The following is a 25,996-nucleotide window of genomic DNA, read 5'->3' as shown; positions in this document are numbered from 1 at the left end:
CGTCTTTTTTGTTATTTGACTGTTCTTCTGTTCAGGTAATTCACCAGCAATAAACTGAAGGCAATTACAATCATTCCTATAATTGATATTGCATCTGGATTTTCTCCTGGAAGTATCATCCAGCTTAAGAATGCTCCAAATATTGGGATAATGAATTTCCAAGTGTTTAGATTGGAAACTTTAACACCAGGGCGTTGAAGTAAGCCAAACCAAATGGTAATGGCAAATGCCGATACCATGGCAAGCCAAGCTAAAGAAAACCAATATTCTGAGGGTAATCTGAAGTCCCATGAAGGATTTTCCATTGGTATAGAAATCAGCATTAATGCAGCTCCACCAATTATCATCGAAAAAGATGCTAATACACGTGGCGGCATATCCTTCGCATCGCGAGATACGATTACATTTCCAGTGCTTCCTACAATATTGTTCAAAATCAGGATACCAACACCTAGTGGAATGGTTGTACTTAGTACAAAATCCGCCCTTCCTAAACTGATAATGCAAACCCCAGTCATCCCTAAAAGAATTGCCAGAATTTTTTGCCAGCTCATTTTGTCATTCTTTAACATGATATGAGCCATGATAGCGGCAAATAATGGTTGGGCACCAATTAACATGGCACCTAAAGCACCGGGCAAATAACTAATTCCAGTATAAAATAATCCATATAAAAAAGTAGTTTGTAATAAGGCTACCCAAAGTATAAACCTCCATCTGCTTTTCGATTCAAGGATCTTAAATTTTAAATCTTTTATGAAAGGAAGAATGATTAAACCTGAAAGGCAGAAACGAACACCTGCAAATTGTAATGGGGTAGAATATCGTAATCCAATTTTAATTGCTGTAAAAGGCGTTGCCCAAAGTAAACAAGCAAATATGGCTAATACGGTGGTTGATAGTAGGAATTTCTTCATGGGGATCAAAAAATATTTTGCAAACTTAGGGAAATTAAATTAGCTATTCTGATTTCTGATAAGTAATCACAAAAAATCCCCACCAAAATATTGGCAGGGATTTTAAATTTATCTTGTTTTAGGTTTTTAGTTATTCCTTCAACCATTTGTCTAACCAACTTGCAAATTCGCGTTGCCACAAAATTCCGTTTTGACATTCTAACACCCAGTGATTTTCTTCTGGGAAGTAAAGGTATTTAGCAGGAATACCTCTTAGGCGAGCAGCATTAAATGCCTGCATACCTTGAGAAGCTACAATACGGTAGTCTTTCTCACCATGAATCACCATGATTGGTGTATCCCATTTGTCAACAAATTTGTGAGGAGAATTAGCGTATGAACGCTGAGCAATCTTGTTCTTTTTGTCCCAGTATGCACCACCAAGATCCCAGTTTACAAACCACATTTCTTCGGTTTCTAAGTACTGAGCTTCCAGGTTAAACATTCCGTCGTGAGCAATAAATGCTTTGAAACGCTTGTCGTGGTGACCAGCCATCCAGAAAGTTGAGAATCCACCGTATGAAGCACCAACGCAACCCAAACGGTTTTCATCTACATACTTTTCAGCTTTTACATTGTCGATTGCCGATAGGTAATCTTTCATGTTTTGTCCACCGTAATCACCGGAAATCTGCTCATTCCATTCCTGACCAAAGCCAGGTAAACCTCTACGGTTAGGAGCAACAACTACATAACCATTAGCCGACATCATCTGGAAGTTCCAACGATAGCTCCAGAATTGAGAAACAGTTCCTTGAGGACCACCCTGGCAGTATAGAATTGCAGGGTATTTCTTGTTCTCATCGAAGTGTGGAGGCTTAATTACCCATACCAACATTTGCTTGTTATCGGTAGTTTTAACCCATCTTTTCTCAACGGTAGCAAGAGTTAGCTGATCTAAAATATGCTTGTTAACGAATGATATTTCTTTCGCCTCACCAGTTTTAGCATCAACATTGTAAATCTCAGCAGGCTTACTCATTGATACTCTTTTAGCGATCAACTTGTCACCAACAGGGTGAACCGACTGGTAGTTGTGAACACCTTCGGTAATTTTGTTGATATTACCATCGGCAATGTCCATGCGGTAGATTTCATCGGTAGCGTGCCAGTCTGAAATGAAATAGATCGATTTGCCGTCCTTGGTCCATGTTAAGTGACCCACGTTTTGATCGAATCCTTTGGTCATGTATTTTTTCTCGCCAGTAGCAAGATCCAATAGGAATAAACGAATTTGATCTGCTTCGTATCCATCACGCTCCATGCTTTCCCAAGCCATGTATTTTCCGTCAGGCGAGAATGCGATGTTCTGATCGTATCCCATCATGCCTTTGGTCATGTTTTTGGTTTCGCCCGACTCTACATTGTAGAAGTAGATATCGGTGTTTGTTGAAAGAGAATATTCAACACCAAATTTTTTGCGAGAAGAGTAAGCAATGGTTTTTCCATCAACAGTCCAGCCTACCTGTTCCATTCCACCCCAAGGGCGCACAGGAGCTTCCCATTGTTCACCTTTCATAATATCTATACCACCTTTTAGCATGTTTGCGCGATTAAAATTGGCAACAAAAAGGTGAGTGTAAGTTTCTACCCAATGATCCCAATGGCGATAAAACTCATCGGTAATTACTCTACCGTTTGTTTTTTTCAAATCAGGGTGCTTGTCGTGTACATCTTTTCTTAGCTTAACCTCTTTTGAGAAAACAAGCTTCGACTCGTCTGGTGAGAATTTAAAGTCGTTGATTCCGCCTTCAACATCAGTTAATTGTTTGCGTGCAGAACCATCGGCATTCATTTCCCATGCCTGAACCGATCCGCTTTCAGCAGATAGGAAAGCAATTTTACCATCTTTGGTCCATCGCTCGCCCCACTCTTTGGCAGCAGTGTTGGTAATTTGAGTTGCCTCACCACCAGCTACAGGCACTGTGTATAAATCGCGGTACGATTTGTTTTCTTCTTTATTGAAATAAGTTACTCCGTAAAGAACTGTTTTATCGTCAGGCGAGATACTCTCTCCACCTAATCGCCCGAACGACCACAGAACTTCAGGAGTCATAACATCCGAAGCTAATTTGTTTTCCGGTGTTTTGTAGGATGAATCATCATTGGATTCTTTAGCCTGTGTTTGGCATGAAGCCATGCCAGCAACAATTGCCAATCCCAACAAAAGGTGTTTGTTTTTCATGATTGTATGTGTTTGTTGTATAAATTATTTTCAGCTCTGTAAATGTAGTGAACAATTATCAATTAAGAATTACAAGAAGGAAGAAGATTATTTTAAGAACACTCTCCTTTAATTCCCCTGTCAAAAGGGGGAGCTGTAGCCTGCAATCTTTCACTGCCCGAATTCCCTTTTTTTGAGAATTAAGGGAGATATTTTGGTAAAATCAAAAAAGACCCTCGCAATGCGAGAATCTTTTTGTAATAAATATTTATCTAAAAAATTATTCAGCAGGAGCATTAATTGCCTCAATAATTTTGTTTTCCAATTCTTCAGCTAGCTCAGGATTGTCGTTTATTAGGTTTTTAACAGCCTCGCGACCTTGTCCTAATTTGGTTTCGCCATAAGAGAACCATGAACCAGACTTTTTAATGATGTTATACTCAACACCCAAGTCGATGATTTCACCAGTTTTTGAGATACCTTCTCCGTACATGATATCGAATTCAGCCTTACGGAATGGAGGTGCAACTTTGTTTTTTACAACTTTTACACGAGTGTGATTACCTTTGATTTCATCACCATCTTTAATCTGCCCAATTCTTCTGATATCCAAACGAACCGAAGCGTAGAATTTCAATGCATTACCACCGGTTGTTGTTTCAGGATTACCGAACATTACACCAATTTTTTCACGCAACTGGTTAATAAAGATACAAGTTGTATTGGTTTTGTTAATGTTAGCAGTTAATTTACGTAGTGCCTGAGACATCAAACGAGCCTGAAGACCCATTTTTGATTCTCCCATTTCACCTTCAATTTCAGCTTTGGGTGTTAATGCTGCTACTGAGTCAATCACTACCAAATCGATAGCCGATGAACGGATCAATTGATCAGCAATTTCAAGTGCTTGTTCACCATTGTCTGGTTGAGAAATCAATAGGTTTTCGGTATCTACACCTAACTTTTCAGCATAAAAACGATCGAAAGCGTGCTCAGCATCAATAATAGCACAAATACCACCAGCTTTTTGAGCTTCTGCAATTGCGTGAATTGCCAGAGTGGTTTTACCTGATGATTCAGGTCCGTAGATTTCCACGATTCTACCTTTTGGAAATCCACCAATTCCTAATGCCATGTTTAAAGAAATTGAACCAGAAGAAATAGCAGGTAAATCTTCTACGGCTTCGTCACCCATTTTCATGATGGCACCTTTACCGTAGGTTTTATCAATTTTATCCATTGTAAGCTGAAGTGCTTTCAGCTTCTCTTTGTTAATTTCAGCAATATCTTTTGCAGCCATAATTTATATTGAATTATTTTTATTTATAGTTCTAATCCCATTTCAGATAGAATCTGATTGGTATGATCTTTTGTTTTTACTTTAGGAAAGATTTTTTCAATAATACCATCCTCTGAAATAACGAAAGTAGTTCTTAGTACGCCCATATATTCTCTTCCATATAATTTTTTCATGCCCCATGCCCCGTATGCTTCCAATATTTCTTTTTCGGTGTCGGCAATTAAATTGAAAGAAAGATTGTGTTTTGCAATAAATTTATTGTGTGAAGCAATTTTATCAGGGCTTACTCCAAGAACTTCAAATCCGGCTTGAGTAAGTGCATCGTAGTTCTCATTTAAATTGCATGATTCAGCGGTGCAGCCTGGTGTGTTATCTTTTGGGTAGAAGTATAGGATTAATTTCTTTCCTTTAAAATCGGAAAGAGATAATTCCTTTTCATCTTGATTTATTCCTTTGAATTCCGGGGCTTTATCCCCTGCTTTTAAATGTGTCATTCGTTCAAAAATTGAATTACAAATATACTTTTATCCTGATACCTGAGCGAATAATATCTACTAAAGTTATCAACTCATGAAGTTAAAAAAAAATGAATCCAAAACAGCTTGGTAACTTTCTTTTTTTCGAGAAAAGAGACTTATATTTTGTTAATTTTAAAGGAGCCTGGGTTATTTGTACTTACACATTATATATTATCTTTGTTATAAATAATTACTATATTAACTTTTTGATATCATCTGTGCTGTAAAAAATGTTGATTTTAGAACATCTTATAATAGAGTTTGGATGAAAAAATAAACTGTTGTTGATAAGGACTTTCAACTAGGAGTCCGCTTGCAAGAATTATAATCTATGAATAAAACTATGAGGTTACACGGCTATCTGCTATTAATCGCTCTGTTTATTGCCCAAATATCATTTGCCCAAAGCTTTAGCGGAGGAAAAACTGAACAGCAAATTGAAGAAGAAGCGTTTACCTTTTTCGATGCTGAAAACTATAAGAGTGCTTTGCCATTGTATGGCGAGTTAATTAATGTATATCCACAAGATCCTGAATACAATTACTATCTGGGTGTTTGTCAGGTTGAATTAAATGAAAATATCAAGGAAGCAATTCAACATTTGAAAATTGCATCTACAAAAGGTGTTAACGCTTCGGTTCCATATTATCTGGGGCGAGCATTTCATATGAATTATCAATTCAATTCAGCAATACGTTATTATCGAAAGTTCAGAGAATCTTATAAGAGGAAATCCGCTGGTATAGATCAACTTATTGTAATGTGTCAAAATGGAATACCTCTTGTGAATTCATATTATGTTGTTGATGTAAAAGAGAAGAAGATAGTTGATAAAAATGAGTTTTTTCGTTACTATAAGTTAGATGGATTTGATGATAAATTATCAAAAAAGACAAAAAGTATAAAATCTCGATTCGATGGAACTGGTGACAGAGATGTTGCCTGTTTGGCAAACAAAGGACAATACATCTATTTTTCGAGTTATGGAAAAAATAAGAAGAATGGTAGAGATTTGTATCGTGCCAAACGCTTGAAGAGTGGAGGATGGGGAGAATGGGAACCATTAACTCCGTTAAATACTGGATTCGATGAGGTTTTTCCTTATATGGCAGGTGATGGTAGAACCCTTTATTTTTGTTCGCAGGGACATGCCAGTATGGGAGGCTTCGATATTTTTAAATCGGTTTATAATGATATTACCGATACATGGACAGAACCACAAAGTTTAGGTTTTCCGATAAATTCTACATCTAACGATTTGTTTTTTGCTACTGATGTAAATGATGAATTTGCATCTTTTGCTTCAAGTCGTGAAAATGGAAAAAATGAGGTGACAATATATAAGATTAAACTTTCTGAATATCCAGAACAAAAAGTTGTGATGAATTCGGAACAACTGGCAGATTTGGCTGTTTTAAAGAAAGGTACTCAAGCTCCTGTATTCGAAAAACGTCCTGTTCAAAAAATGGAAGTGAAATATAGTTTGAAATTTAAAGAGGTGAATTTCCCTTATTTCAACTTTCCAGTAACAGATGAATTGATTTACCATAACTTAAGAGAGTTTAAATCGAACGAAGCTCGAGATATATTTATGCAGGCAAAGAACGATAAGTTTAATTCGGATAGTTTGCATGTTGTTACGGAAAGTTTGAGAACTAATTTGAGTGATGCAATTGGAGATTCAAGAACCATTTTAAGTGATCAAATTGCTACTTTAGAACAAAGTTCATTTCATCTCGGAAATCAGGCAAAGGCTAAATTGCTTCAGGCAAGAACTGTTGAATCTGATTATTTGAACAAGCATATTGTTGGAACGGTTGAAACAGATATTGTAGCTACGAAAAAATCTCAAAAATTGGTAATGACTTCAGAAGAATTGCCAAAGAAAACTGTGGCTAAAGTAGCCGATATCTCACGATATATATACCATTTGCAAGTTGGAGTTTTTTCCAACAGAAGAGAACAAAAATTCTTTTCGGGATTAACCCCTGTAAAGGAAGAAATTGTTGGGAATGGTAAGTTGTATAAGTATATGGTTGGGAATTATCCAACTTTTGCAATGGCTAAAGATGCAATTCCTGAGATTAGACAATTGTTTCCAAATGCATTTGTTGTAGCCTATAAAGATGGAATAAAGACAAATTTAAGTGCTGCGATAAAAATTACCGATCAAAATTATCAGCCAACACCTGTTGTTGCGGCAAGAAAAACGGTGATGAAAAAATCAGAAAGTATGAATTCTGGTTCAGTAAGTTTTAAGGTGCAAGTTGGAGCATACTCTGAAGCGGTTCCTCAGGATGTGAAGGATAAGCTGAGAGCGTTTTCGAAGTATTCTATCGATTATACTAAAGATTATAGAGGATATACTATTTGTACTGTTGGTAGTTTTGATTCCTACAGTAAAGTGAGTAAATTGAAAATGGAACTGCGAGAAGCAGGCTTAAGCGATGCTTTTACCGTTGCCTTTTCGGGTAATGATAAAGTTACAATTCAGCAAGCTCTGGAAATCTTGCGCCAGTAAAAAATAATATCATGGCTAATCACAACGAGAGATATTCGGATGAAGAGAGTGATGTACTTAGCATCATGATTAATCGAAATACACTTTTATTGCATAATGATGATTTGCATACGTTCGATTTTGTTGTAGATGCATTAATAGAAGTATGCGATCATGATTCTGATCAGGCAGAGCAGTGTGCTTACATTACACATTATAAAGGCAAATGTGATGTTAAAAAAGGAAAGATGAGTAAGATTAGACCTATGCGAGATAGATTGGTGGAAAAGGGATTAAAGGTTACTATTGTATAAATTATTAATTGAATTTTATAAATGACTGTATTAATTATTGTTCTGCTTATTGTATTAGGTATAATTTTATTGCTGTTGGAATTTTTCGTTATTCCAGGAGTTACTTTAGCGGCATTGGGCGGCATTGCAATGCTAGGAGGAGGAATTTATTTATCTTACCATCAGTATGGAGCGACAGTTGGTCATATTACTGTTTTTGGAACAATAGTTCTTAGTATACTTTCTGTGGTTTTGGTGCTGAAGACAAATACATGGAATAAAATTAAATTGAATGCAGAGATAGATTCTAAAGTTGAAAAACTGGATGAAAGTAATGTTCACGTGGGAGATATAGGTATTTGTGTATCAAGACTTGCTCCTATGGGCAAAATAAAGGTGAATAAAAACATCATGGAAGCCAAATCAATAGGAATGTATATTGATGAAAAATCGAAAGTTGAAGTGGTTGGTGTTGTTGATAAAGTAGTTATTGTAAAACCCATATAATATTTAAAAAATGGAAATAGGAATGTTATTGCTCTTGGTAGCAGGAATTGCCGTATTATTGGCGATCTTTTTATATTTCGTACCTCTGGGATTGTGGTTTTCTGCACAACTTTCAAAAGTTCGAATTTCATTGCTTCAATTGGTTTTAATGCGCTGGCGTAAGGTTCCGCCTAAGGTGATTGTTAATGCATTAATAGAAGGTACTAAAGCTGGTTTGATCTTGAATAGAGATGAATTAGAAGCTCACTATTTAGCTGGAGGTCATGTTGCTCAGGTGACACATGCATTGGTGTCAGCATCTAAAGCGAATATTGAATTAGGTTTTAAGATGGCTACCGCAATTGATTTAGCTGGACGTGATGTTTATGAGGCTGTTCAAATGAGTGTAATTCCTAAGGTAATTAATACTCCGCCAGTAACTGCAGTATCAAAAGATGGTATTCAGTTAATTGCTAGAGCCAGAGTAACGGTTCGTGCTAATATTCGTCAGTTAGTTGGTGGTGCTGGTGAAGAAACAGTATTGGCCAGAGTTGGTGAGGGTATTGTTTCTTCTATTGGTTCTAATGAATCGCATAAAACTGTACTGGAGAATCCAGATTACATTTCGAGAGTCGTTTTGGAAAAGGGATTGGATGCTGGTACTGCCTTTGAAATTTTATCAATTGATATTGCTGATATCGACATAGGAAAGAATATTGGTGCAGTTCTTCAAACGGATCAAGCGGATGCAGATTTAAAGATTGCACAGGCAAAAGCTGAAGAGAGAAGAGCGATGGCTGTAGCATTGGAGCAGGAAAATAAAGCATTGGCTCAAGAAATGAGCGCTAAGGTGATCGAAGCGGAAGCTGAAGTTCCAAGAGCGATGGCTGAAGCATTCAGAAATGGTCAGTTGGGAATTATGGATTATTATCGAATGAAGAACATAGAAGCTGACACAAGTATGAGAGAAAACATCGCAAACCCGAAAGATAAAGGGAAAAAGAAATAAAAAAAATAGACTAAAAGTAGAGCCAGAGAGGAGTAAATTACCTCTCTGGCTTTTTTTTTGAAAATAATTCAAAAAAAAATAAAGGCAGAATCTCATTGATTTATAATTTACTATAATGAGATGAGGCGAAATCTTTAGGCAATGCTGAAAAAATATTTTGCACATCTGAAATTTTTACATACTTTTGCTACCGCAATACGGAGAGGTGGGTGAGTGGCTGAAACCACCAGTTTGCTAAACTGGCGTACTGAGCAATCGGTACCGGGGGTTCGAATCCCCCTCTCTCCGCAAAATTTTCGGGGTGTAGCGTAGCCCGGTTATCGCGCCTCGTTTGGGACGAGGAGGTCGCAGGTTCGAATCCTGCCACCCCGACGAAAATTTTTCAGAGGAGTTTAAAGACTTCTCTTTTTTTATCTAAGTAGAGTGCCGGAATTAATTTTTCGGGGTGTAGCGTAGCCCGGTTATCGCGCCTCGTTTGGGACGAGGAGGTCGCAGGTTCGAATCCTGCCACCCCGACAATACTTAGAAAATTTGATAATTATTTTTATTAAAAAATACCGGAATTAACATTTCGGGGTGTAGCGTAGCCCGGTTATCGCGCCTCGTTTGGGACGAGGAGGTCGCAGGTTCGAATCCTGCCACCCCGACAAAAAAGAGAATCTTTTTAAGATTCTCTTTTTTTATGCAATTACTTTCCAAATATCTGATTGAATCTCTCTAGTTTCTTAAATTTGTGGCTACTTAACTAAACAACAAACTAAAATGGAATCAATAAGAGAACTGTATCGCATTGGGCTGGGACCTTCCAGTAGCCACACAATGGGACCGAGAAAAGCTGCAGATCAATTTTTAGCTAAACATCCAAATGCCAATAAGTATGAAGTTACTTTATTTGGTAGCCTTGCAGCAACAGGCAAAGGTCACTTAACGGGAGTAGCTATAGAGAATGTTTTTGCAGGAAAAGAAATGGAATTGGTTTGGAAGCCGAAAGAATTTCTTGAAAAGCATCCTAATGCAGTAAGATTTAAAGCAATTAATGCGGATGGTTCAGTTCTAGAGGAATGGACTGCATACAGTGTAGGTGGAGGAGCTATTATCGATGATGAATCAGGGACAGTATCTAAGGCAGTATATGATTTAACCACCATGGATACAATTCTGGATTGGTGTAAAAACAATGATAAGCAACTTTGGGAATATGTAGAGTTTAAAGAAGGGAAGGAGATTTGGAGTTTTCTTGAAGAAATTTGGCAAGCGATGAAAAGCGCCATAAAAAGAGGAATGAACAATGAAGGAGAATTGCCAGGAGGATTGAAATTACCTCGAAAATCCCATTTGTATCACCTGAAAGCTAAAACCTACAGCGGACCTATGCGAAAGCGTTCGATGTTGTATTCATATGCGCTTGCAGTATCTGAGGAAAATGCAGGAGGAGGAACTATTGTAACCGCTCCTACATGCGGTGCTTGCGGAGTTTTGCCTGCAATTTTATTCTATCACAAAAAATTCTATAAGTTTAAAAAGAACGACATATTAAAAGCTCTTGCTACTGCTGGATTGATTGGAAATTTGGTAAAATTTAATGCCTCAATTTCTGGAGCAGAAGTTGGTTGCCAAGGAGAGGTTGGTGTTGCTTGTGCAATGGCATCAGGAGCAGCAACCCAATTGCATGGAGGAACAATTTATCAAATTGAATATTCAGCAGAAATGGGCTTGGAGCATCATTTAGGTTTAACCTGTGATCCGGTTTTAGGTTTGGTTCAAATTCCTTGTATAGAGCGTAATGTTTTTGCTGCAGCACGTGCGTTAAACCACAATACCTATGCTTTGTTATCTGATGGTAGACACAGGATTAGTTTCGATCAGGTTACTGAGACAATGATGAAAACAGGTTTAGATTTATCTTATTCCTATAAAGAAACGTCGTTAGGAGGATTGGCTTCATTGAAAGGATTTACGTATCGATAAAAAATATAAATCCACAACTTTTGGTTAAGCTTGTGGATTTTTCTCTTGTTTACCTAATCTAGAAATTTATCTAGAATTTTTTGGACAGTTACCATGCTTATTGGTTTGGATAGAAAATCGACACATCCAGCTAATTTCGCTTTCGCTTTATCTTCTGCTGTTGAATAAGCAGTTTGTGCAATAACATTAAGGTGGGGTTTGTGTTTTTTGATTTCAACAGTGGCTTCATATCCATTCATTTCTGGCATTTTTATATCCATTAATACCAAATCAAAATCATTATTTATGCACAATTCAATTGCTTCTAAACCATTTTTTGCATGAATTAAATTACAGTATGGAGCTATTTCTTCCATCAACGATTCAAAATAGAAATAGTTCAGTTCTTCGTCTTCAGCAATTAATATGTTGTATTCTTTTTTTTCATTGGTAATGGAACTATAAGAAGAATTAACCGATACAATGCAGTCTGGAATGTTAATGGAAAATTTGCTTCCTTCCCCGGGATTGGAGCTTAGTTTAATTGTTCCCCCTAGTAATTTTACATTTTCTCTTACTATTGATAATCCGAGCCCAAGCCCTCCTGTTTTCTTGCTAATTTCACCTTCAGCTTGAGAAAAACGTTCAAAAATTTTATCATGTCTATTGATTGAAATCCCTATGCCAGTGTCTTTCACATACAATTCAATATCTTTTTCATTTCTATGATATCCAATTTCAATGGATCCTTCTTTTGTAAATTTTAGTGAATTCTCAATTAAATTAGATGTGATTTTTCTTAATTTACTTTCATCGGATACAATAATGCTATCATCATCATGTAGTCCTTTGTGTAAATATAAGGCAAGATTCTGCTTTTTAGCTTGAGGTTGAAAAATTGTAAATAGTTCAGTGAGTAAGGAGTTTAGATTGAATTCAGTATTTATTAATTGAACGTGATTTGTTTCTAGAGCAGATATCTCAAGAATATCATCTATAATTCTTAGCAGTTGATTACCACTGCTTTTTATAATATTGATATATTGTTTTCGTTTATCTGGTGTGATTGAATTTAAATCGAGAAAATCCGAAAATCCAATAATAGCGTTCATTGGAGTTCTTATTTCATGAGATAAATTTTGTAAAAACTCCGATTTTAACTTGTCACTTTTTTCTGCAATTTCGATGGCATCTAATAATTCTTCATTCTGATTTTTATATTCTTCAGCTAGTGCTTCATAATTATTTTTGCTTTCTATTAATTTCTGTTCAATTTCTTTGCTTTCCGTAATATCCTGGATATGAGCAATTACATATAATAGTTGATTTTTATTATCAAAAATTGGGCTCACAGTAGTAAGTCCCCAACGAGTATTACCTTTTGAAGTTATATACCTTTTTTCGAGTGTAAATGGTGTTTTTGAATCAATGCCTTTCTTAAATTGCCTTCTGCTTATTATAATATCATTAGGATGAGTTATATCCATAAATGATTTTTGCAAAAGTTCATTTTCTGTTGATTCAATTATTTTACAAAAGGTTTGATTTACTGCGATGAATTTTTTGTTTTTGTCAACGATAACCATCCCTACAGCTGAAGCTTCGAAAGATAGCCTAAATTTATTTTCACTTTCAATTAAGGCTTCTTCAGCTATTTTTTTTTCTGTTATATCTATTGTTGCAAGAATTGCTTTTGTAGTATTATTATGTGCTTTATTGATAAACAATTTTAAGAGTATGGTTCTGGGGTCTCCTTCAAGGGTTTTTATCTCACCTTCAATGGTAAATTCAGATTCTCCATTAGCAATGGCAATAACTTCTTCCTTAAATACTTCAAAAGATTTTGATGTAAATATTTTATCTAAATTACCAAGAAGTTCCTCTTTGCTTTTTGCTTTATGAAGTTCGAGAGTTGCCTTGTTTACATCCGTTACCTTAACCTTTTGAGAGCAGAGTAGGAGGGAGTTAGGGTTGTTGTCAAAATATTTTCTGAAATCTTTAACTCCCTTTTCTTTTAGCGATGTAAGATATTCGAATAATTCGCCGAAATCTTCTTCCCATAACGGAACAGGAGAATCATTAAACATGGAATGGTAACGTAATTGATTTAATACATGTTCTTTTTCGAATTTCTTTTTTTTAGTAATGTCAGTTTCAGATCCTGCCATTCTTGTAATATTACCCTTTGTATCCCTTTGTAAAACGCCTCTATCGGTAATCCATTTGTAAGATCCATTTTTACATAGAACTCTATAATCTTCTTCAAAAATATCTGTTTTCCCATCGAAATGATCTTGTAACGCAGCAAATACTCTTTTTATATCATCTGGATGAATTCCATTGCTCCATTCTTTTTCATCGTCTGAAATTTCATGTTCGGCATACCCTCTAAGTGCTTTCCATCGTGGGGAGAAATAAATTTTTTTATTTTGAATATTCCAATCCCAAATACCGTCTGAGGCTCCTTTTGTAATTAGTTCATATCTCTCAGTTCTTTCACGTAATTTTTCTTCTGTTTTTTTATGCGTGCTAATGTTTAATAGTATCGCTAATAGCCGATCAGGATTATTATCTTTGTCATAGGTTATTTGACTAGTTGCATTGATCCAAATAATCTCTCCATTATCGAGTATCATTCTAAATTCCGATTGACAATCGCGTAAACAATTGTGCAAACTTTCTTCTAATTTTTTTAAAAAATGAGAGGTGTCTTCTGGATGAATTTTTTGAATAAATTTTTCTTTCGTATTGCTAAATGAATCAGGTTTGAAACCAAGAATTTCTTCTGCATTATCCGACCAAATTAATTTATTGGGTTTAAACAGCCATTCAAGGCTTACCAATTTTGCAGTTTTAAAAATATAACTAAAGCCTTCAACATTATATTGATTCTTTGATTTCTTTAATTCAGAGATCTCAGATTTCAAATTCTTAATTTCATTCAAAAGAGAAGCCGTTTCTTTTGCAGAATGCTTAGTCATAATATAGTGGTATTCTGTATGATAAAATAGTTTGTGTTACAATTAAATTTAATGATTTTAAAGATGTTAACAAAATCGAATAATAGGATAAAAAAAAGACTATCATTTCTGATAGTCTTTTTTTTTGTATTTATTTCATATAAGAGTCGCGCTTGGCTTTAAATTCCGATCCTTCTTTCCAGTTCGGAAAGGTATCTTCATTCGCTAATTTCCAACCAACATCGAAAAGTAATCTGGCATCTTCTGCAACTCCATCAAGGTTCCACCATTCTTCATACTCGTCAAATGGTTTATGATAATGATTTGCTAGCCATTCTTGTTCTTTTTTTGACATGTATTCTTTGCCTTTTTCTACATGGTCGTTATTTCCTCTGGCAAATAATGCAGGAATACCAACTCTAGCAAAACTAAAATGATCGGATCTGAAATACATACCGGATTGAGGATTTGGATCGGGAAGAATATATCTTCCTTGATTTTCTGCAGCCTCTTTTACGTAATCTTCGAGTTCTGATTGTCCAAAACCTGTTATCATCACATCTTTCATTTTGCCATAAGGCAACATTAAATCATTGTTGATGTTGGCTACTGTTTTATTTAGGGGAAAAATAGGATGGTCTGCGTAATATCCAGAACCATTCAATCCTGATTCTTCAGCTGAAGGAGCAAAGAACACAATTGATCTTCTTGGTTGTGTTGACATTGCTTTAAAGGCACGAGCAATTTCAAACATCCATGCCAATGATGTACCATTGTCTACAGCTCCATTGTAAATTGAATCACCTTTCATTTTTGGTCCAATTCCTAAATGGTCCCAATGTGCAGAGTAAAAGATGTACTCATCAGCCAAGTCGGTTCCTGGTAAGATACCAAGTACATTGTTTGTTTTGTCAAACCTGGCAGTGTTTTTAAATTCTACGCTTACTTTTGTGTTAAAAGAAAAAGGTTTGTATTCTTTTTTTGCAGCTTTCTGGAGTTCTTGTTGTAAGTCTTTTCCAACGCTGGTAAATAAAGTTTTTGCTGATTCCCAAGTTAGCCAGCCTTCCACTGCGCATCGTGACAGGTAATTGTCTGATGGTTGTTGATATAACTTAGGAACAGAGGCGGAATTTAAAACTACTGACCAAGGGTAACCAGCAGGTTTAGTTTGGTGGATAATTAATAATCCAGCCGCACCCTGGCGAGCAGCTTCTTCATATTTATAAGTCCATCTTCCATAGTAAGTCATTTCATTGCCTTTGAAAAAACTTTTATCGGTTGATCCAAATCCAGGATCGTTTACCATTACAACTACCGTTTTTCCTTTTACATCGATATTTTTATAATCATTCCACCCATATTCTGGTGCAACAATACCATATCCAGCAAAAACAAGCTCAGAATTAGTTAATTCAATTTCATCTTGTAATCTTCTTGAAAAAATTACAAAATCACTTCCATATTTTAAGTTTGTTGTAGTTTTAGCACTCTTTAACTTTAATACTTCAGGAGGAGTTAAACTCACTTCAACCAAAGGAACTTCCTGGAAATAACTTTTGCCATTTCCTGGTTGTAAGCCTATTTCTTTATAAAGATTGGCGATATAATTAATTGTTTTGGTTTCTCCGGCAGAAAAAGGTTTTCTTCCCTGGTATTCATCAGAACCTAGTTCTTTAATATAACTGATCATTCTAGGAATCGAAATATCAGTTTTAGTTTTATTGTGATTCTCTGTTTTCATATTACACGAAGTATAAATGAGAACAATCACAATAAGTAAAGGTGTAATTGTATATTTCATATGTTTTTCAAATTTGTTTAAATGTAAGTAGATTTAATGAGTTAAAGTTAAATGTAAGGCAGATCACAATATATTTTTAATCTTCATCGTAAATTGCAATTGTTAATACTAATATGAGGTATAAAATACTTTTATTAGTTTAGAAGTGGAATTGCAAGAATTCAAAATTATGAAAGAAAAAAGAAAATACAGAACGGTAGAGATGTTGTTAAGAATTGTAACAGCAATAATTTTAATACAGACATTGCATTTTAAGTTTACTGGTCATCCTGAGGCAATACATATTTTTTCTACAATTGGAATGGAGCCGTGGGGAAGATTTGGGATTGGAGTAATTGAGTTGATTGCTGGAATTTTATTCTTCCTGCCAAATTATTGGAAATTTGCAGCTGTAATGACCGCTGGATTAATGGTTGGAGCTATTGGTTTTCATTTATTAACTCCACTGGGTGTTGTAGTTGAGTACGGTTCTAAATCAGATAATGGGCAGTTGTTTATAATGGCTTTAGTTGCATTGATTTTTAGTTTAATATTAATGTACAGAGCAAATTTGCCTGAATTGTATCGGAATATTATGCAAAAATAGTTAGAAATGAATGAGCTTTCGTATACGAAAAAATGCAAATGTGAATCCAATCAATTTTGCAGTTTTGTAAGTGAATCTGATTATTTTTCTGATGCAGATAAAAAACGATTAACTCAAATAATTGTGACCGATGGATTTTCACGAATCTTATATGTGAGCGGTGTATTAGCAATATGGAGCTTAATGGCGGGTATAATTGATGCTGTTCTGTTTCCGGGAATTATTGTTTATGCAATTTTTCATGGTGTTGTAGATTATAAGGTTCTAACACCACCTGCTGTATTTTTATTGGGTAATATTATCGCTAAGCTAATTTACATTTCATTATCGCTTAATGATAGAATTAAGATAGTTGATATTTTAATTTCAGTTTTGCCTTATGCAGGATCAGCATATTTGCTTAAAAAGTTCTTAATTAATGATAAAAAAATGGCATTAGCTGTTTCATCATATTTGAAAAAAAAGAAACAGGATTATAAATATAACTTGGTTGCTTATTTTAAATGAAAAGAATCATAATTTATTTGTCCTCAATAGCCTCTATTTGCCCATAATAAGATATTCTACTCTTATTATTTGATGTAACAATTACATTAGCATATCCTTGTGTTGATATATTTAGGTTAAAGTGGAAGGTATCATCTTTTGTTTTTACTGAAAAGTTGATGTTATGTCCTTTCTTTTCCAAATCATCATATTGAAATTCTTTCATTTTTTCGTTGAATTTGATACCACCTTCATCATTAAACGAAGATGTATATGCCTTTCCCCAAAATGGTAGATATGCCATAACGGAATCTTTTTTTAGAATTAAGTCATAATTAGAACTTAGAGTTTTGTTATAACCAGAATTGCTTGTTAAGGAATTGGCTTTAAAAATAAATTGCTTCTGGTTGATCAATTGGTTTATTTTAATAGCTTTTATTTCTTTTTTCTGTTGACGCACTTCTTTTTTTGTCATTTGAGCAAATGAATAATTGAAAGATAGTACGAAGAAGATGATAAGAAGCTTATTTATATTTTTCATGATGTGTTATTTGATTAAAAATTAATGAATTAAATAGGACATAAATTATGCCATTTAAGTCTATTGATAATATTAAATTTGAAATTACTTTCATTTTATTTAGGTTTGAAATTCTTTAAATAAAAATAGAAAGATAAATTATAATTGTATGAATAAGATATTGTTAACATTTGTATTGCTAATGGGATTTGTTTTTATGGGAGTCGCCAATACACCAGACTCAAGAGGATATATTGTGAAAGTAGGGGATATGGCGCCAGATTTTGAGATGAAATTAACTGATGGTAGTAGGGTGAAACTTTCCGATTTGAGAGGAAAAGTTGTAATGTTGCAGTTTACTGCCAGCTGGTGTGGAGTTTGTCGTAAAGAAATGCCGCATATTGAAAAGGAAATATGGCAAGTTCATAAGAATAAAGATTTTGCTTTGTTTGGTTTAGATCGAGATGAGCCAATTGAAAAAGCAGAAACGCTGATTAAGAAAACTGGTATTACCTATCCTATTGCATTGGATGATGAAGCTAAAATTTTCACAAAGTTTGCCGATAAAGAGAGTGGAGTAACTCGAAATGTAATTATTGATAGAGACGGAAAAATAATTTTTCTTACTCGTCTATTCAATAAAGAAGAATTCGAAGCTATGAAAAAAGTTATTGAATTAGAGTTATTAAAAAAGTAAAATATTTAAGCTGCAATTAATAGATCAATTGCAGCTTAATGTTTTTATTATTTTCTGGAATGTAAGGCTACCCGATTGCCTTCGGTATCGCTAAATATTGCGAAAAATCCAATTTCAGGAGTTATTTGTGTTTTCGGAACTTGAACCTTTCCTCCAGCATCTTCAATGCGGTTTAGTACGATATTAAGATCTGCTCCTCCATCAAGATAAGCCATTGTGCCTGTGTTGCCAGGCTTGTACATTTCACCCTTTACAATGGCTCCACCAACACCTCCATTTTCAAAGTCATATTGGAAGAAACCCATTAAATCTTTTCCCATTTGTTCTTGTGGCATTTCAAAATCGAAAATTTTTGAATAGAATTTTTTGGCTCGCTCAAAATCAGTAACTGGTATTTCTACCCAGGTGAAGGCATGCATAATATTTTCCATAGTAATTTGTTTTAATTTATTAAGTCCAATTAAATTAGAACAATTCAAATGAAAAGTCAATATGAGGTATAAAAAATGGGCGGTGACTAGCCGCCCAAAAACTACTACTTAAATTTACTTATGAAAAAGAACTTTCAATCACCCTATGTATTAAAAGTATCCATTCAGCAATAAAGTTAATATATGTTTTTAATTCTCATACTTTAGTTTGTTTAATTTTTATGAACAACCGAAAATAATAAATGAATTGACAATTATTGGTGAATAAGTATTTTTTTTCTTAATAGAATTTTGTGTAAACAGTACTATTCTCTCTTAATAATTATCAGTATAATCAAAATTAGGCATCGATTGTAAAGGGATACAGAATTATTTGGATTAGGAAAATGAGATTGGTGCAGATAGTTAAGAATAAAGAATTTGATTTTAGCCTATATTTTAAATTATTTCCTCGATTTATGATTGATGTGTTTAATTTGATGAAATCTTATAGAATTAACCATTGAAAAATCCTTATTTTTATGCCTATATTCAAGAAGAGAATTGGAAAGACCGGTTGATAGTTAATATATAGCTTTAAAAACATATGGATAAGGAATTTGTGCAGATCATAGAGAAGGTGCGTGCCTATCTTTTAAAAAATGGATTGAGTAATTTTTCATTTGAAAAGATAAAAGATTTTGGTGTTACACAAAAGGATATCTCAGGTTTTGTTGAGACGAAAGAGGAGTTGGTGGAGAAAATTCTTGAATATGAACGAAAGAGTTTTGAAACTATATTTCTAGAATACAATTTCGAAGGACAAAATGCAATTGATATTTTATTTATTGTCAGTCAAGAGATTAATGATAAGTTTGAGCATGTAACTCCATCAATAACAATGGAATTCGAGAAATATTTCCCAGAAGTTTATTCGAAGCACATGGAATTGAGGATGGAATTTATATTCGACAAAATTCAAATCAACATTCAAAAAGGAATTGCACAAGGAATGTATCGTGATGATTTGAGTGGAGAAATGGTAGGTAGAATGTATTTGTCGCGTTTGGAAGATATGCACAATCCTGAACTGTATCCACCTGAAAGGTTTAAATTTGGGACGATTTACGATACAATGATTGATGAATTTGTTAAAAGTATTGCTACAAAGGATGGATTAAGCTATTATCGCCAAAGAAAACAATTGTTGGGTGTTTTAAGTTTCGGTCGTTAGATTACAAAAATAAAAAAAATGAAAATTTCTTTGGCTCCTCTTCAGGGATACACTGATTGGGTATTCAAAAGAGCCTATCAAAAATATATAGGGGGTGTAGATGAATTCTATACTCCTTTTCTTGTTTTGCAAAATGGTGGAGATCTTAAAACTGCTCATAAAAGAGAAGTTGAACCATTTTCTGAAAAATCGGATAATTTAATTCCTCAATTTTTATGTGGATCAGTTGAGGAAATGAGCTTTTTCGAAAGCTATTTTTCCGATTTAGGATATTCTAAAATGAATTGGAATTTGGGCTGTCCTTATCCAATGGTAACGAAACGAGGAAAAGGATCTGGTTTGCTTCCATATCCTGAAAAGATAGGTAATATTATTACGGAAGGATTTAAGGATAAGATTGAATTAAGTATTAAAATGAGACTTGGGTTAACTGATGGAAATGAAATTCATGAAGTATTAAAGGCTTTAGATCAGTTTAATATTAAGGAAATAATAATTCATCCGCGTATAGGAAAGCAACTATACAAAGGAACTGCAAACAGGGGAAAATTCGCCCAATTGTATAACGAATACGGAAAAAAGTTTGCTTACAATGGTGACATTAACAGTTGTCAGGATTTTGAAGTTTTATCGAAAGAAATACCTTGTTTAAATCACTTAATGATTGGACGTGGTATTTTGAAAGATTTTTGGCTGCCTCATAAAATTAAAGGATTGGAATTACCCACAGATAGTGAACGGAAAATCATTTTGAAAAAAGTTCATGATGAGATTTATGAAACATATTCTTCGTATTTAAGCGGTGACAATCAAGTTTTGCAGAAGGTGAAGCCATTTTGGGAGTATTTCTCGTGTCATTTCGAAACAGAGAGAAAAGTGTATAAGGCAATAAAAAAAGCATCTGGATTAAAAAAATATGAACAAGCAGTAAGCTTTGCTTTTAGTCAAAATTTAAAAGAGGATTAATAATGGAGTATAAGCTAGCGCATGTTGATGATTATTTTCATGTAGAATTTGAACAGCCAACAAAAATCTTGAGTTCCGCAATTCTTAACGGTGGTATTCGGCTGGCAGATCATTTCTTTAATACTAAGGTTGATGCTAACTTTTTAGGAGAAAGAACCGATTTTGAAAGTCCAGAAATAACTTTGGCTAATATGGCTGAAAGGTTAAAATGGACTGGAAATACAGTAGGAATGATGACTGCAGCCGACATGAAATCGTTTCGTCGTGTTAAGCTTGAAAAGCAAGGTGTCTGGATTGAAGCTTTGGTTACGGCAGGTGTATCGAATGCCAGAAGAGCAGGAGATGTTGCTGATTATCAGTTCATGAATGAGGAGTGTGAAAAAGTAGGTACTATAAACATATTAATTTTAACAAATGCGGAATTGACAGATGCCGCAATGGTGGAAAGTGTGATGATGGTAGCCGAGGCTAAAGCGGCTTGTATGCAAAATTTGAATGTTAAAAGCCGAGCTAGTGAAGGAATGGCTACAGGTACAGGAACCGATTCTACAGCTATTGCATGCGGAAATGGTCCAAAAGTAAATTATTGCGGGAAACATGTTCTTTTTGGTGAGATGTTGGCTCAATCTGTCATTCAGGCAATTTCTCAATCTTTAAACGCCTAAATATAAGATTGAATAAATTTTACTCTTTCAGATATTGAGACAAAGGGTAGTTCAATAAGCTCAAATTCAAGTTTGGTATAAGTCTCTTTTAGGAATTGATAAATTTCCATCGAATCCTTGAATGATTCAGGTCTTTCATTATCATTGATATAAATATCTTTCCAGGGAGGAGCAATAAATACAATTGTATTGTACTCTTTGCATTTCGAAAAGAATTTTTCAGGAACATGCAAACCTCCTCTTCGCATGTAGGCAATGATATCGGGTAAACCCCGATCATAAAAACATGGTGTAGATGAATTGCATTCATTTAACTGAAAGCTCATTCTTTCAAAACAGATTTCAGCAAAATCTTTAAGGTTTTTCCATGGTAATTTGTCACCATTTATTTCATGTTGTTCTCTGATTATAACTCGTGAAATTTCTTCAAAACCATTATAGCCTTCTAATATTAACTTATTAAGAAGGCTTGATTTTCCGGACCCGGGGCCGCCTGTTATAATATACCTATTCTCCTTGCTCATCAATCTACTCTCTGGATAAATGTTTGTAGAATAATTCCATATCTACACTATTTCGAATTACGTTAGCCAATTTATCGTATTGTTCTTCTTTAAATTCGGAGTAATTAAAATTTCTATCAGCATCAATATCAAAGCCAGATAGTAGATCGTTTATTACTACAGAATTGTCTAAAATACCATGAATGTAACTTCCCCAGCAATTTTCATTAAGCAGGTAACCATCCTGTTTTCCGTTTGATAATGAATTTAAAGAATTTTCATTTGCCACAGTTTGCCCCATGTGGATCTCATATCCGGAGCATTCATCCTTATGGTTTTTAAATTTGAAGGTGCATTGTTCAGTTAGTTTCTCATCGGTAATGGTTGTTTTAACAGGTAATAAACCTAAGCCTGAAATTTCAGAAATATTTCCTTCAATTCCATCAGGATCACTAATTGACTGACCCATCATTTGATAGCCACCACAAATGCCGATTACTTTTTTACCAATTTTATGTGCACGAATTATAGCCTGAGCAACACCATTTTTCTTGATTTCATTTAAATCAGATATTGTGTTTTTACTACCAGGAATTATTACAATATCGGCACTTTCAATCTCTTTTATATTGTTAGTATAAAATAAATTTACTCTAGGATCATGTTCAAGTACATTGAAATCTGTAAAATTCGCCATGCGTGGTAATAGAATTACTGCACAATTAATATTGCCATCTAAAGATGAAGATGACTTATTTTCAAGACTAACCGAATCTTCTTCTTCTATATGAATATCTCTAAAGTAAGGAAGGACGCCAATAACAGGTTTGCCAGTTAAATCTTCAATTATTTTTTTTCCTTCTTCGAATAATTTAATATCTCCTCTGAATTTGTTTATCAGAATACCTTTGATCTGATCTTTTTCTTTTTCATCCAATAGAGCTATGCTCCCATAAGTACTTGCAAAAACACCTCCTTTATCAATATCCGCAATTAAATAGGTTACCGCATCAACCTCGGTAGCCATTCTCATGTTTGTAATATCTCTCGATTTAAGATTTAATTCAGAGATACTGCCAGCTCCTTCTAGAACAATTGGATTGTATTTTTCATTTAAACGATTAAATGCATTTTTAGCTTCTTCGAATAAGGCTTTTTTGTTGTTGCCTGTAAAATATTCAACAGCACTTTGAGTACCAACAGGCTTACCGTTCAAAACAACTTGCGAACTTTTATCATTTGTAGGTTTTAACAAAACAGGATTCATATCCGTATGACAATCAATTCCGCATGCCTCAGCTTGTACAGCCTGGGCTCTTCCAATTTCAAAGCCCTCTGGTGTAGCATATGAATTTAGTGACATATTTTGAGCTTTAAAAGGTGCAGGAGAATATCCATCTTGTTTAAGAATACGACAAAAACCAGTATTTACGATACTTTTTCCAACATCGGAACCGGTGCCAACAAACATTACTGATTTTAGTTTTTTCATCTTATTAAATTTATTCTACAATTGATAGTTATTCTGAAACTGGATGCAAATTTAATTTTTTATTCATGTGTTTCCTCGGTTGTATAGCATTAGCTTACTAATTTTTTATAAAATGACAGAACAATTGAAATGTATATATGTGCTTGAATTTAATCGTTCTAAATTTGTATTTGGAGTAGTTTATATTTTATGTGGTTATAAATTATTAGTATTTTTGCCCTTATTGTAATGAATTGTAACAGGTTTTCCTTTCGATAAAAGATATTTACTTCATTCGGGCAGATTTCTTGTTAAAAATTAAAGATGGACTCTAAATATTAATACATGAAGATTCAAATTGATGAAGTAGATCAGAAAATATTATCATATCTGATTAAAAATGCACGAATACCTTTTCTTGAAATTGCAAGAGAATGTGGAATTTCAGGAGCTGCAATTCATCAAAGGGTGAAAAAACTTGAGGATGCAGGAATTATTGATGGATCTCGATTTATAGTAAAACCAAGAGCGTTAGGTTATGAAGTTTGTGCTTTTGTGGGAATTACTTTAGATCATGCGCAACAATATAAAACTGTAGTTGATAAAATTGATGCAATCCAGGAAATTGTTGAGTGTCATTTTACAACGGGTAATTATACCTTTCTTGTGAAAATGCTTTGTAGAGACAATCAGCATTTAATGGATGTTTTAATCAATACTCTTCAAAATATTCCGGGTATATCGAAAACTGAGACCTTTATTTCTTTGGATCAAACAGTAGATCGAGAAATTAAATTGTAGATATAAAAAATGATTTTAGCATAAGAGCTTCCTAATTTTAGGAAGCTTTTTTTGTTTTTGACGATACAAATGCAAAAATTTCAAAATCATTTACTACCTAATTTTGTATCTTTCCGAATCTTTAAATTTAAATACTTAAAAACACAATAACATGATTCCAAAAGAAGTTTATATAAACAGACGCGAAAAGCTACGCGAATCGATGAAGGACGGTATTGCAATTGTTCTTGGTAATCCTGATGCACCAATGAATTATGCAGGCAATATTTATCACTACCGCCAGGATAGTACTTTCCTTTATTTCTTTGGTATAGATCATCCTGGTTTTGCAGGTGTTTTTGATATCGATAACAACAAAGATTACGTTTTTGGTAATGATGTTGATATAGATGATATCATTTGGATGGGACCTCAGCCAAGTGTAAAAGATCAGGCAGCTGAATTTGGTTTGGAGAATTGTGCTCCGTTTGGTGATCTAAAAATATTTGTTGCGGATGCTGTAAAAGCTGGACGAAAGATTCATTTCCTACCTGTATATAGAGCAGAGAATAAGATTCTAATTCACGAAATGTTAGGTACTCCTCTTAATGCTATTAAAGAGAATGCTTCTGTAGAATTCATTAAGGCAGTTGTTGCTTTGCGTGAAATAAAAGATGAGTACGAAATTAAAGAATTAGAAAGAGCAGCTGCCATTGGATATGAAATGCATACAACTGCTATGAAAATGGCTAAAGATGGTGTATATGAAAGAGAAGTGGCCGGAGAAGTTGAAGCAATTACACTAAGAGCAGGTGGTATGTTGTCATTTCCAGCGATTGTTTCAAAGAGAGGAGAGACGCTTCACAATCATGAACATGGAAATTTACTAAAAGCAGGTGACTTATTACTTGTCGATTGTGGCGCAGAAACAGACACTCATTATGCTTCTGACAATACAAGAACAATTCCGGTTGGAGGAAAATTCTCTCAAAAGCAAAGAGAGATTTACGAAATTGTATTGGCTGGAATCAATAAAGGAAATGAGTTGATTCGTCCTGGAGTTACCTATCAAAGCATTCACATAGAGGTTTGTAAGGTCTTAGCTACTGGTTTGAAGGAATTAGGATTGATGAAAGGTGATGTTGATGCTGCTGTGAAAGCTGGAGCTCATGCATTATTTATGCCACACGGACTTGGTCATATGATGGGATTAGATGTTCATGATATGGAAGATTTTGGTGAGAATTTGGTTGGATACGACGATAAAGTTCAAAGAATAGACCAATTTGGAACTGCATACCTTCGTTTAGGTAAAGAGTTAAAACCAGGTTTCGTTTTAACAAATGAGCCGGGTATCTATTTTATTCCTGCATTGATTGATAAATTCCAAAATGAGAACTTACATACAGAGTTTATTAATTACGATAAAGTTAATGAATATCGCGATTTTGGAGGGATTCGTTTGGAAGATGATATATTGGTTACCAAAGATGGAAACAGATTGATTGGTAAAAGAATACCGGTTAGTGTTGAGGAAGTAGAAGCTATAATGAGTTAAAAAACTCAGTAATTACATAATATAAAGCGGCATTCTGATGAATGACCGCTTTTTTTATTTTGGGCTGTTTGTTTAATTTTCCTTAACTTTACTAAATATTTATACGAATATGTAACAAAAACAACCTTTAATCAGTTTAAAAGGTATATTTGTGGAACAAAAATTAACTTACACTAATTTGATTTT

Annotated in this window: 23 protein-coding genes and 4 tRNA genes; 17 read left to right on the top strand and 10 right to left on the bottom strand. The window is 34.3% G+C overall.

Annotation, left to right across the window (positions count from 1 at the left end):
• Positions 1-11 precede the first annotated feature (11 nt).
• The 4 genes from GCQ56_RS11100 to bcp form a co-directional block, all read right to left on the bottom strand.
• Entirely contained in the window at positions 12-917 is a 906-nt protein-coding gene (locus GCQ56_RS11100; protein WP_152734524.1) for a DMT family transporter, read from the bottom strand.
• Between the two features lie 130 nt (positions 918-1,047).
• Complete coding sequence (locus GCQ56_RS11095; RefSeq protein WP_152734523.1) at positions 1,048-3,141, bottom strand: S9 family peptidase; 2,094 nt, start codon at positions 3,139-3,141, stop codon at positions 1,048-1,050.
• Positions 3,142-3,400: 259 nt separating this feature from the next.
• Positions 3,401-4,420 (bottom strand): recombinase RecA, encoded by a 1,020-nt coding sequence (gene recA, locus GCQ56_RS11090; RefSeq protein WP_152734522.1) that lies wholly within the window; start codon positions 4,418-4,420, stop codon positions 3,401-3,403.
• 23 nt (positions 4,421-4,443) lie between these two features.
• Positions 4,444-4,914: a thioredoxin-dependent thiol peroxidase gene (gene bcp / locus GCQ56_RS11085; RefSeq protein WP_152734521.1), complete on the bottom strand. Its 471-nt coding sequence runs from the start codon at positions 4,912-4,914 to the stop codon at positions 4,444-4,446.
• Positions 4,915-5,269: 355 nt separating this feature from the next.
• Here bcp and GCQ56_RS11080 point away from each other — a divergent pair, with 355 nt between their 5' ends.
• The 9 genes from GCQ56_RS11080 (at position 5,270) to GCQ56_RS11040 (ending at position 11,194) form a co-directional block, all read left to right on the top strand.
• The gene (locus GCQ56_RS11080; protein WP_152734520.1) at positions 5,270-7,459 is read left to right on the top strand and encodes an SPOR domain-containing protein; all 2,190 of its coding nucleotides are present in this window, start codon (positions 5,270-5,272) and stop codon (positions 7,457-7,459) included.
• Positions 7,460-7,470: 11 nt separating this feature from the next.
• On the top strand, positions 7,471-7,752 hold the full coding sequence (locus GCQ56_RS11075; protein WP_152734519.1) for an ATP-dependent Clp protease adaptor ClpS: 282 nt from the start codon (positions 7,471-7,473) through the stop codon (positions 7,750-7,752).
• 21 nt (positions 7,753-7,773) lie between these two features.
• On the top strand, positions 7,774-8,238 hold the full coding sequence (locus GCQ56_RS11070) for an NfeD family protein (RefSeq protein WP_152734518.1): 465 nt from the start codon (positions 7,774-7,776) through the stop codon (positions 8,236-8,238).
• Positions 8,239-8,248: 10 nt separating this feature from the next.
• On the top strand, positions 8,249-9,226 hold the full coding sequence (gene floA / locus GCQ56_RS11065) for a flotillin-like protein FloA (RefSeq protein ID WP_193323769.1): 978 nt from the start codon (positions 8,249-8,251) through the stop codon (positions 9,224-9,226).
• Between the two features lie 199 nt (positions 9,227-9,425).
• Positions 9,426-9,514, top strand: a tRNA-Ser gene (locus tag GCQ56_RS11060).
• 9 nt (positions 9,515-9,523) lie between these two features.
• Positions 9,524-9,598, top strand: a tRNA-Pro gene (locus GCQ56_RS11055).
• Positions 9,599-9,667: 69 nt separating this feature from the next.
• Positions 9,668-9,742 (top strand) — tRNA-Pro (locus tag GCQ56_RS11050).
• 56 nt (positions 9,743-9,798) lie between these two features.
• Positions 9,799-9,873, top strand: a tRNA-Pro gene (locus tag GCQ56_RS11045).
• Between the two features lie 115 nt (positions 9,874-9,988).
• Positions 9,989-11,194, top strand: a complete 1,206-nt coding sequence (locus tag GCQ56_RS11040) for an L-serine ammonia-lyase (RefSeq protein WP_152734517.1) — start codon at positions 9,989-9,991, stop codon at positions 11,192-11,194.
• Between the two features lie 53 nt (positions 11,195-11,247).
• Here the strand turns inward: GCQ56_RS11040 and GCQ56_RS11035 are convergent, their stop codons facing one another.
• Positions 11,248-14,154: a PAS domain S-box protein gene (locus GCQ56_RS11035; protein WP_152734516.1), complete on the bottom strand. Its 2,907-nt coding sequence runs from the start codon at positions 14,152-14,154 to the stop codon at positions 11,248-11,250.
• Positions 14,155-14,284: 130 nt separating this feature from the next.
• A complete protein-coding gene (locus GCQ56_RS11030; RefSeq protein WP_152734515.1) occupies positions 14,285-15,934 on the bottom strand; it encodes a M28 family metallopeptidase in 1,650 nt (549 codons plus the stop codon).
• Positions 15,935-16,103: 169 nt separating this feature from the next.
• On the opposite strand from GCQ56_RS11030, the gene GCQ56_RS11025 reads away from it, so the two are divergent.
• Positions 16,104-16,520 (top strand): DoxX family protein, encoded by a 417-nt coding sequence (locus GCQ56_RS11025; RefSeq protein ID WP_152734514.1) that lies wholly within the window; start codon positions 16,104-16,106, stop codon positions 16,518-16,520.
• A 6-nt stretch (positions 16,521-16,526) separates the two neighbouring features.
• Positions 16,527-17,027 carry a hypothetical protein gene (locus GCQ56_RS11020; protein ID WP_152734513.1) on the top strand — a complete coding sequence of 167 codons (501 nt, stop codon included), beginning with the start codon at positions 16,527-16,529 and terminating at the stop codon, positions 17,025-17,027.
• A 13-nt stretch (positions 17,028-17,040) separates the two neighbouring features.
• Here the strand turns inward: GCQ56_RS11020 and GCQ56_RS11015 are convergent, their stop codons facing one another.
• A complete protein-coding gene (locus GCQ56_RS11015) occupies positions 17,041-17,547 on the bottom strand; it encodes a DUF4251 domain-containing protein (RefSeq protein WP_152734512.1) in 507 nt (168 codons plus the stop codon).
• 148 nt (positions 17,548-17,695) lie between these two features.
• On the opposite strand from GCQ56_RS11015, the gene GCQ56_RS11010 reads away from it, so the two are divergent.
• Complete coding sequence (locus GCQ56_RS11010) at positions 17,696-18,223, top strand: TlpA disulfide reductase family protein (protein ID WP_152734511.1); 528 nt, start codon at positions 17,696-17,698, stop codon at positions 18,221-18,223.
• Positions 18,224-18,270: 47 nt separating this feature from the next.
• Here the strand turns inward: GCQ56_RS11010 and GCQ56_RS11005 are convergent, their stop codons facing one another.
• Positions 18,271-18,654: a VOC family protein gene (locus GCQ56_RS11005; protein ID WP_152734510.1), complete on the bottom strand. Its 384-nt coding sequence runs from the start codon at positions 18,652-18,654 to the stop codon at positions 18,271-18,273.
• Positions 18,655-19,240: 586 nt separating this feature from the next.
• On the opposite strand from GCQ56_RS11005, the gene GCQ56_RS11000 reads away from it, so the two are divergent.
• The 3 genes from GCQ56_RS11000 to GCQ56_RS10990 are packed head-to-tail and all read left to right on the top strand — an operon-like array spanning position 19,241 to position 21,498.
• Positions 19,241-19,867 (top strand): hypothetical protein, encoded by a 627-nt coding sequence (locus GCQ56_RS11000; protein WP_152734509.1) that lies wholly within the window; start codon positions 19,241-19,243, stop codon positions 19,865-19,867.
• A gap of 18 nt (positions 19,868-19,885) precedes the next feature.
• Positions 19,886-20,833, top strand: a complete 948-nt coding sequence (locus GCQ56_RS10995; RefSeq protein WP_152734508.1) for a tRNA-dihydrouridine synthase family protein — start codon at positions 19,886-19,888, stop codon at positions 20,831-20,833.
• 2 nt (positions 20,834-20,835) lie between these two features.
• A complete protein-coding gene (locus GCQ56_RS10990) occupies positions 20,836-21,498 on the top strand; it encodes an adenosylcobinamide amidohydrolase (protein WP_152734507.1) in 663 nt (220 codons plus the stop codon).
• On the opposite strand, the gene GCQ56_RS10985 is transcribed toward GCQ56_RS10990, so the two are convergent.
• Both GCQ56_RS10985 and GCQ56_RS10980 read right to left on the bottom strand, forming a co-directional pair.
• Entirely contained in the window at positions 21,495-22,022 is a 528-nt protein-coding gene (locus GCQ56_RS10985) for an AAA family ATPase (protein ID WP_152734506.1), read from the bottom strand. The genes GCQ56_RS10990 and GCQ56_RS10985 overlap by 4 nt on opposite strands.
• Positions 22,023-22,026: 4 nt before the next feature.
• Positions 22,027-23,493: a cobyric acid synthase gene (locus GCQ56_RS10980; protein ID WP_152734505.1), complete on the bottom strand. Its 1,467-nt coding sequence runs from the start codon at positions 23,491-23,493 to the stop codon at positions 22,027-22,029.
• 324 nt (positions 23,494-23,817) lie between these two features.
• Here GCQ56_RS10980 and GCQ56_RS10975 point away from each other — a divergent pair, with 324 nt between their 5' ends.
• Both GCQ56_RS10975 and GCQ56_RS10970 read left to right on the top strand, forming a co-directional pair.
• Positions 23,818-24,273, top strand: a complete 456-nt coding sequence (locus GCQ56_RS10975) for an Lrp/AsnC ligand binding domain-containing protein (protein WP_152734504.1) — start codon at positions 23,818-23,820, stop codon at positions 24,271-24,273.
• A gap of 151 nt (positions 24,274-24,424) precedes the next feature.
• Entirely contained in the window at positions 24,425-25,810 is a 1,386-nt protein-coding gene (locus GCQ56_RS10970) for an aminopeptidase P family protein (RefSeq protein WP_152734503.1), read from the top strand.
• Positions 25,811-25,996 lie beyond the last annotated feature (186 nt).

The sequence above is a fragment of the Marinifilum sp. N1E240 genome, assembly GCF_009295825.1.
Taxonomy (GTDB): Bacteria; Bacteroidota; Bacteroidia; order Bacteroidales; family Marinifilaceae; genus Marinifilum_A; species Marinifilum_A sediminis.
This window is presented reverse-complemented; position numbering and strand designations above follow the sequence as displayed.

What these genes read in the sequence shown, in the direction of transcription:
- GCQ56_RS11100 (WP_152734524.1), bottom strand. Translation starts at nt 917, where the DNA reads ATGAAGAAATTCCTACTATCAACCACCGTATTAGCCATATTTGCTTGT.
- GCQ56_RS10980 (WP_152734505.1), bottom strand. Translation starts at nt 23,493, where the DNA reads ATGAAAAAACTAAAATCAGTAATGTTTGTTGGCACCGGTTCCGATGTT.
- GCQ56_RS11075 (WP_152734519.1), top strand. Translation starts at nt 7,471, where the DNA reads ATGGCTAATCACAACGAGAGATATTCGGATGAAGAGAGTGATGTACTT.
- GCQ56_RS11020 (WP_152734513.1), top strand. Translation starts at nt 16,527, where the DNA reads ATGAATGAGCTTTCGTATACGAAAAAATGCAAATGTGAATCCAATCAA.
- GCQ56_RS11025 (WP_152734514.1), top strand. Translation starts at nt 16,104, where the DNA reads ATGAAAGAAAAAAGAAAATACAGAACGGTAGAGATGTTGTTAAGAATT.
- GCQ56_RS11010 (WP_152734511.1), top strand. Translation starts at nt 17,696, where the DNA reads ATGAATAAGATATTGTTAACATTTGTATTGCTAATGGGATTTGTTTTT.
- GCQ56_RS11000 (WP_152734509.1), top strand. Translation starts at nt 19,241, where the DNA reads ATGGATAAGGAATTTGTGCAGATCATAGAGAAGGTGCGTGCCTATCTT.
- GCQ56_RS11035 (WP_152734516.1), bottom strand. Translation starts at nt 14,154, where the DNA reads ATGACTAAGCATTCTGCAAAAGAAACGGCTTCTCTTTTGAATGAAATT.
- GCQ56_RS11095 (WP_152734523.1), bottom strand. Translation starts at nt 3,141, where the DNA reads ATGAAAAACAAACACCTTTTGTTGGGATTGGCAATTGTTGCTGGCATG.
- GCQ56_RS10975 (WP_152734504.1), top strand. Translation starts at nt 23,818, where the DNA reads ATGAAGATTCAAATTGATGAAGTAGATCAGAAAATATTATCATATCTG.
- GCQ56_RS10985 (WP_152734506.1), bottom strand. Translation starts at nt 22,022, where the DNA reads ATGAGCAAGGAGAATAGGTATATTATAACAGGCGGCCCCGGGTCCGGA.
- GCQ56_RS11015 (WP_152734512.1), bottom strand. Translation starts at nt 17,547, where the DNA reads ATGAAAAATATAAATAAGCTTCTTATCATCTTCTTCGTACTATCTTTC.
- bcp (WP_152734521.1), bottom strand. Translation starts at nt 4,914, where the DNA reads ATGACACATTTAAAAGCAGGGGATAAAGCCCCGGAATTCAAAGGAATA.
- floA (WP_193323769.1), top strand. Translation starts at nt 8,249, where the DNA reads ATGGAAATAGGAATGTTATTGCTCTTGGTAGCAGGAATTGCCGTATTA.
- GCQ56_RS11005 (WP_152734510.1), bottom strand. Translation starts at nt 18,654, where the DNA reads ATGGAAAATATTATGCATGCCTTCACCTGGGTAGAAATACCAGTTACT.
- GCQ56_RS11040 (WP_152734517.1), top strand. Translation starts at nt 9,989, where the DNA reads ATGGAATCAATAAGAGAACTGTATCGCATTGGGCTGGGACCTTCCAGT.
- GCQ56_RS11030 (WP_152734515.1), bottom strand. Translation starts at nt 15,934, where the DNA reads ATGAAATATACAATTACACCTTTACTTATTGTGATTGTTCTCATTTAT.
- GCQ56_RS10970 (WP_152734503.1), top strand. Translation starts at nt 24,425, where the DNA reads ATGATTCCAAAAGAAGTTTATATAAACAGACGCGAAAAGCTACGCGAA.
- GCQ56_RS11080 (WP_152734520.1), top strand. Translation starts at nt 5,270, where the DNA reads ATGAATAAAACTATGAGGTTACACGGCTATCTGCTATTAATCGCTCTG.
- GCQ56_RS10995 (WP_152734508.1), top strand. Translation starts at nt 19,886, where the DNA reads ATGAAAATTTCTTTGGCTCCTCTTCAGGGATACACTGATTGGGTATTC.
- recA (WP_152734522.1), bottom strand. Translation starts at nt 4,420, where the DNA reads ATGGCTGCAAAAGATATTGCTGAAATTAACAAAGAGAAGCTGAAAGCA.
- GCQ56_RS10990 (WP_152734507.1), top strand. Translation starts at nt 20,836, where the DNA reads ATGGAGTATAAGCTAGCGCATGTTGATGATTATTTTCATGTAGAATTT.
- GCQ56_RS11070 (WP_152734518.1), top strand. Translation starts at nt 7,774, where the DNA reads ATGACTGTATTAATTATTGTTCTGCTTATTGTATTAGGTATAATTTTA.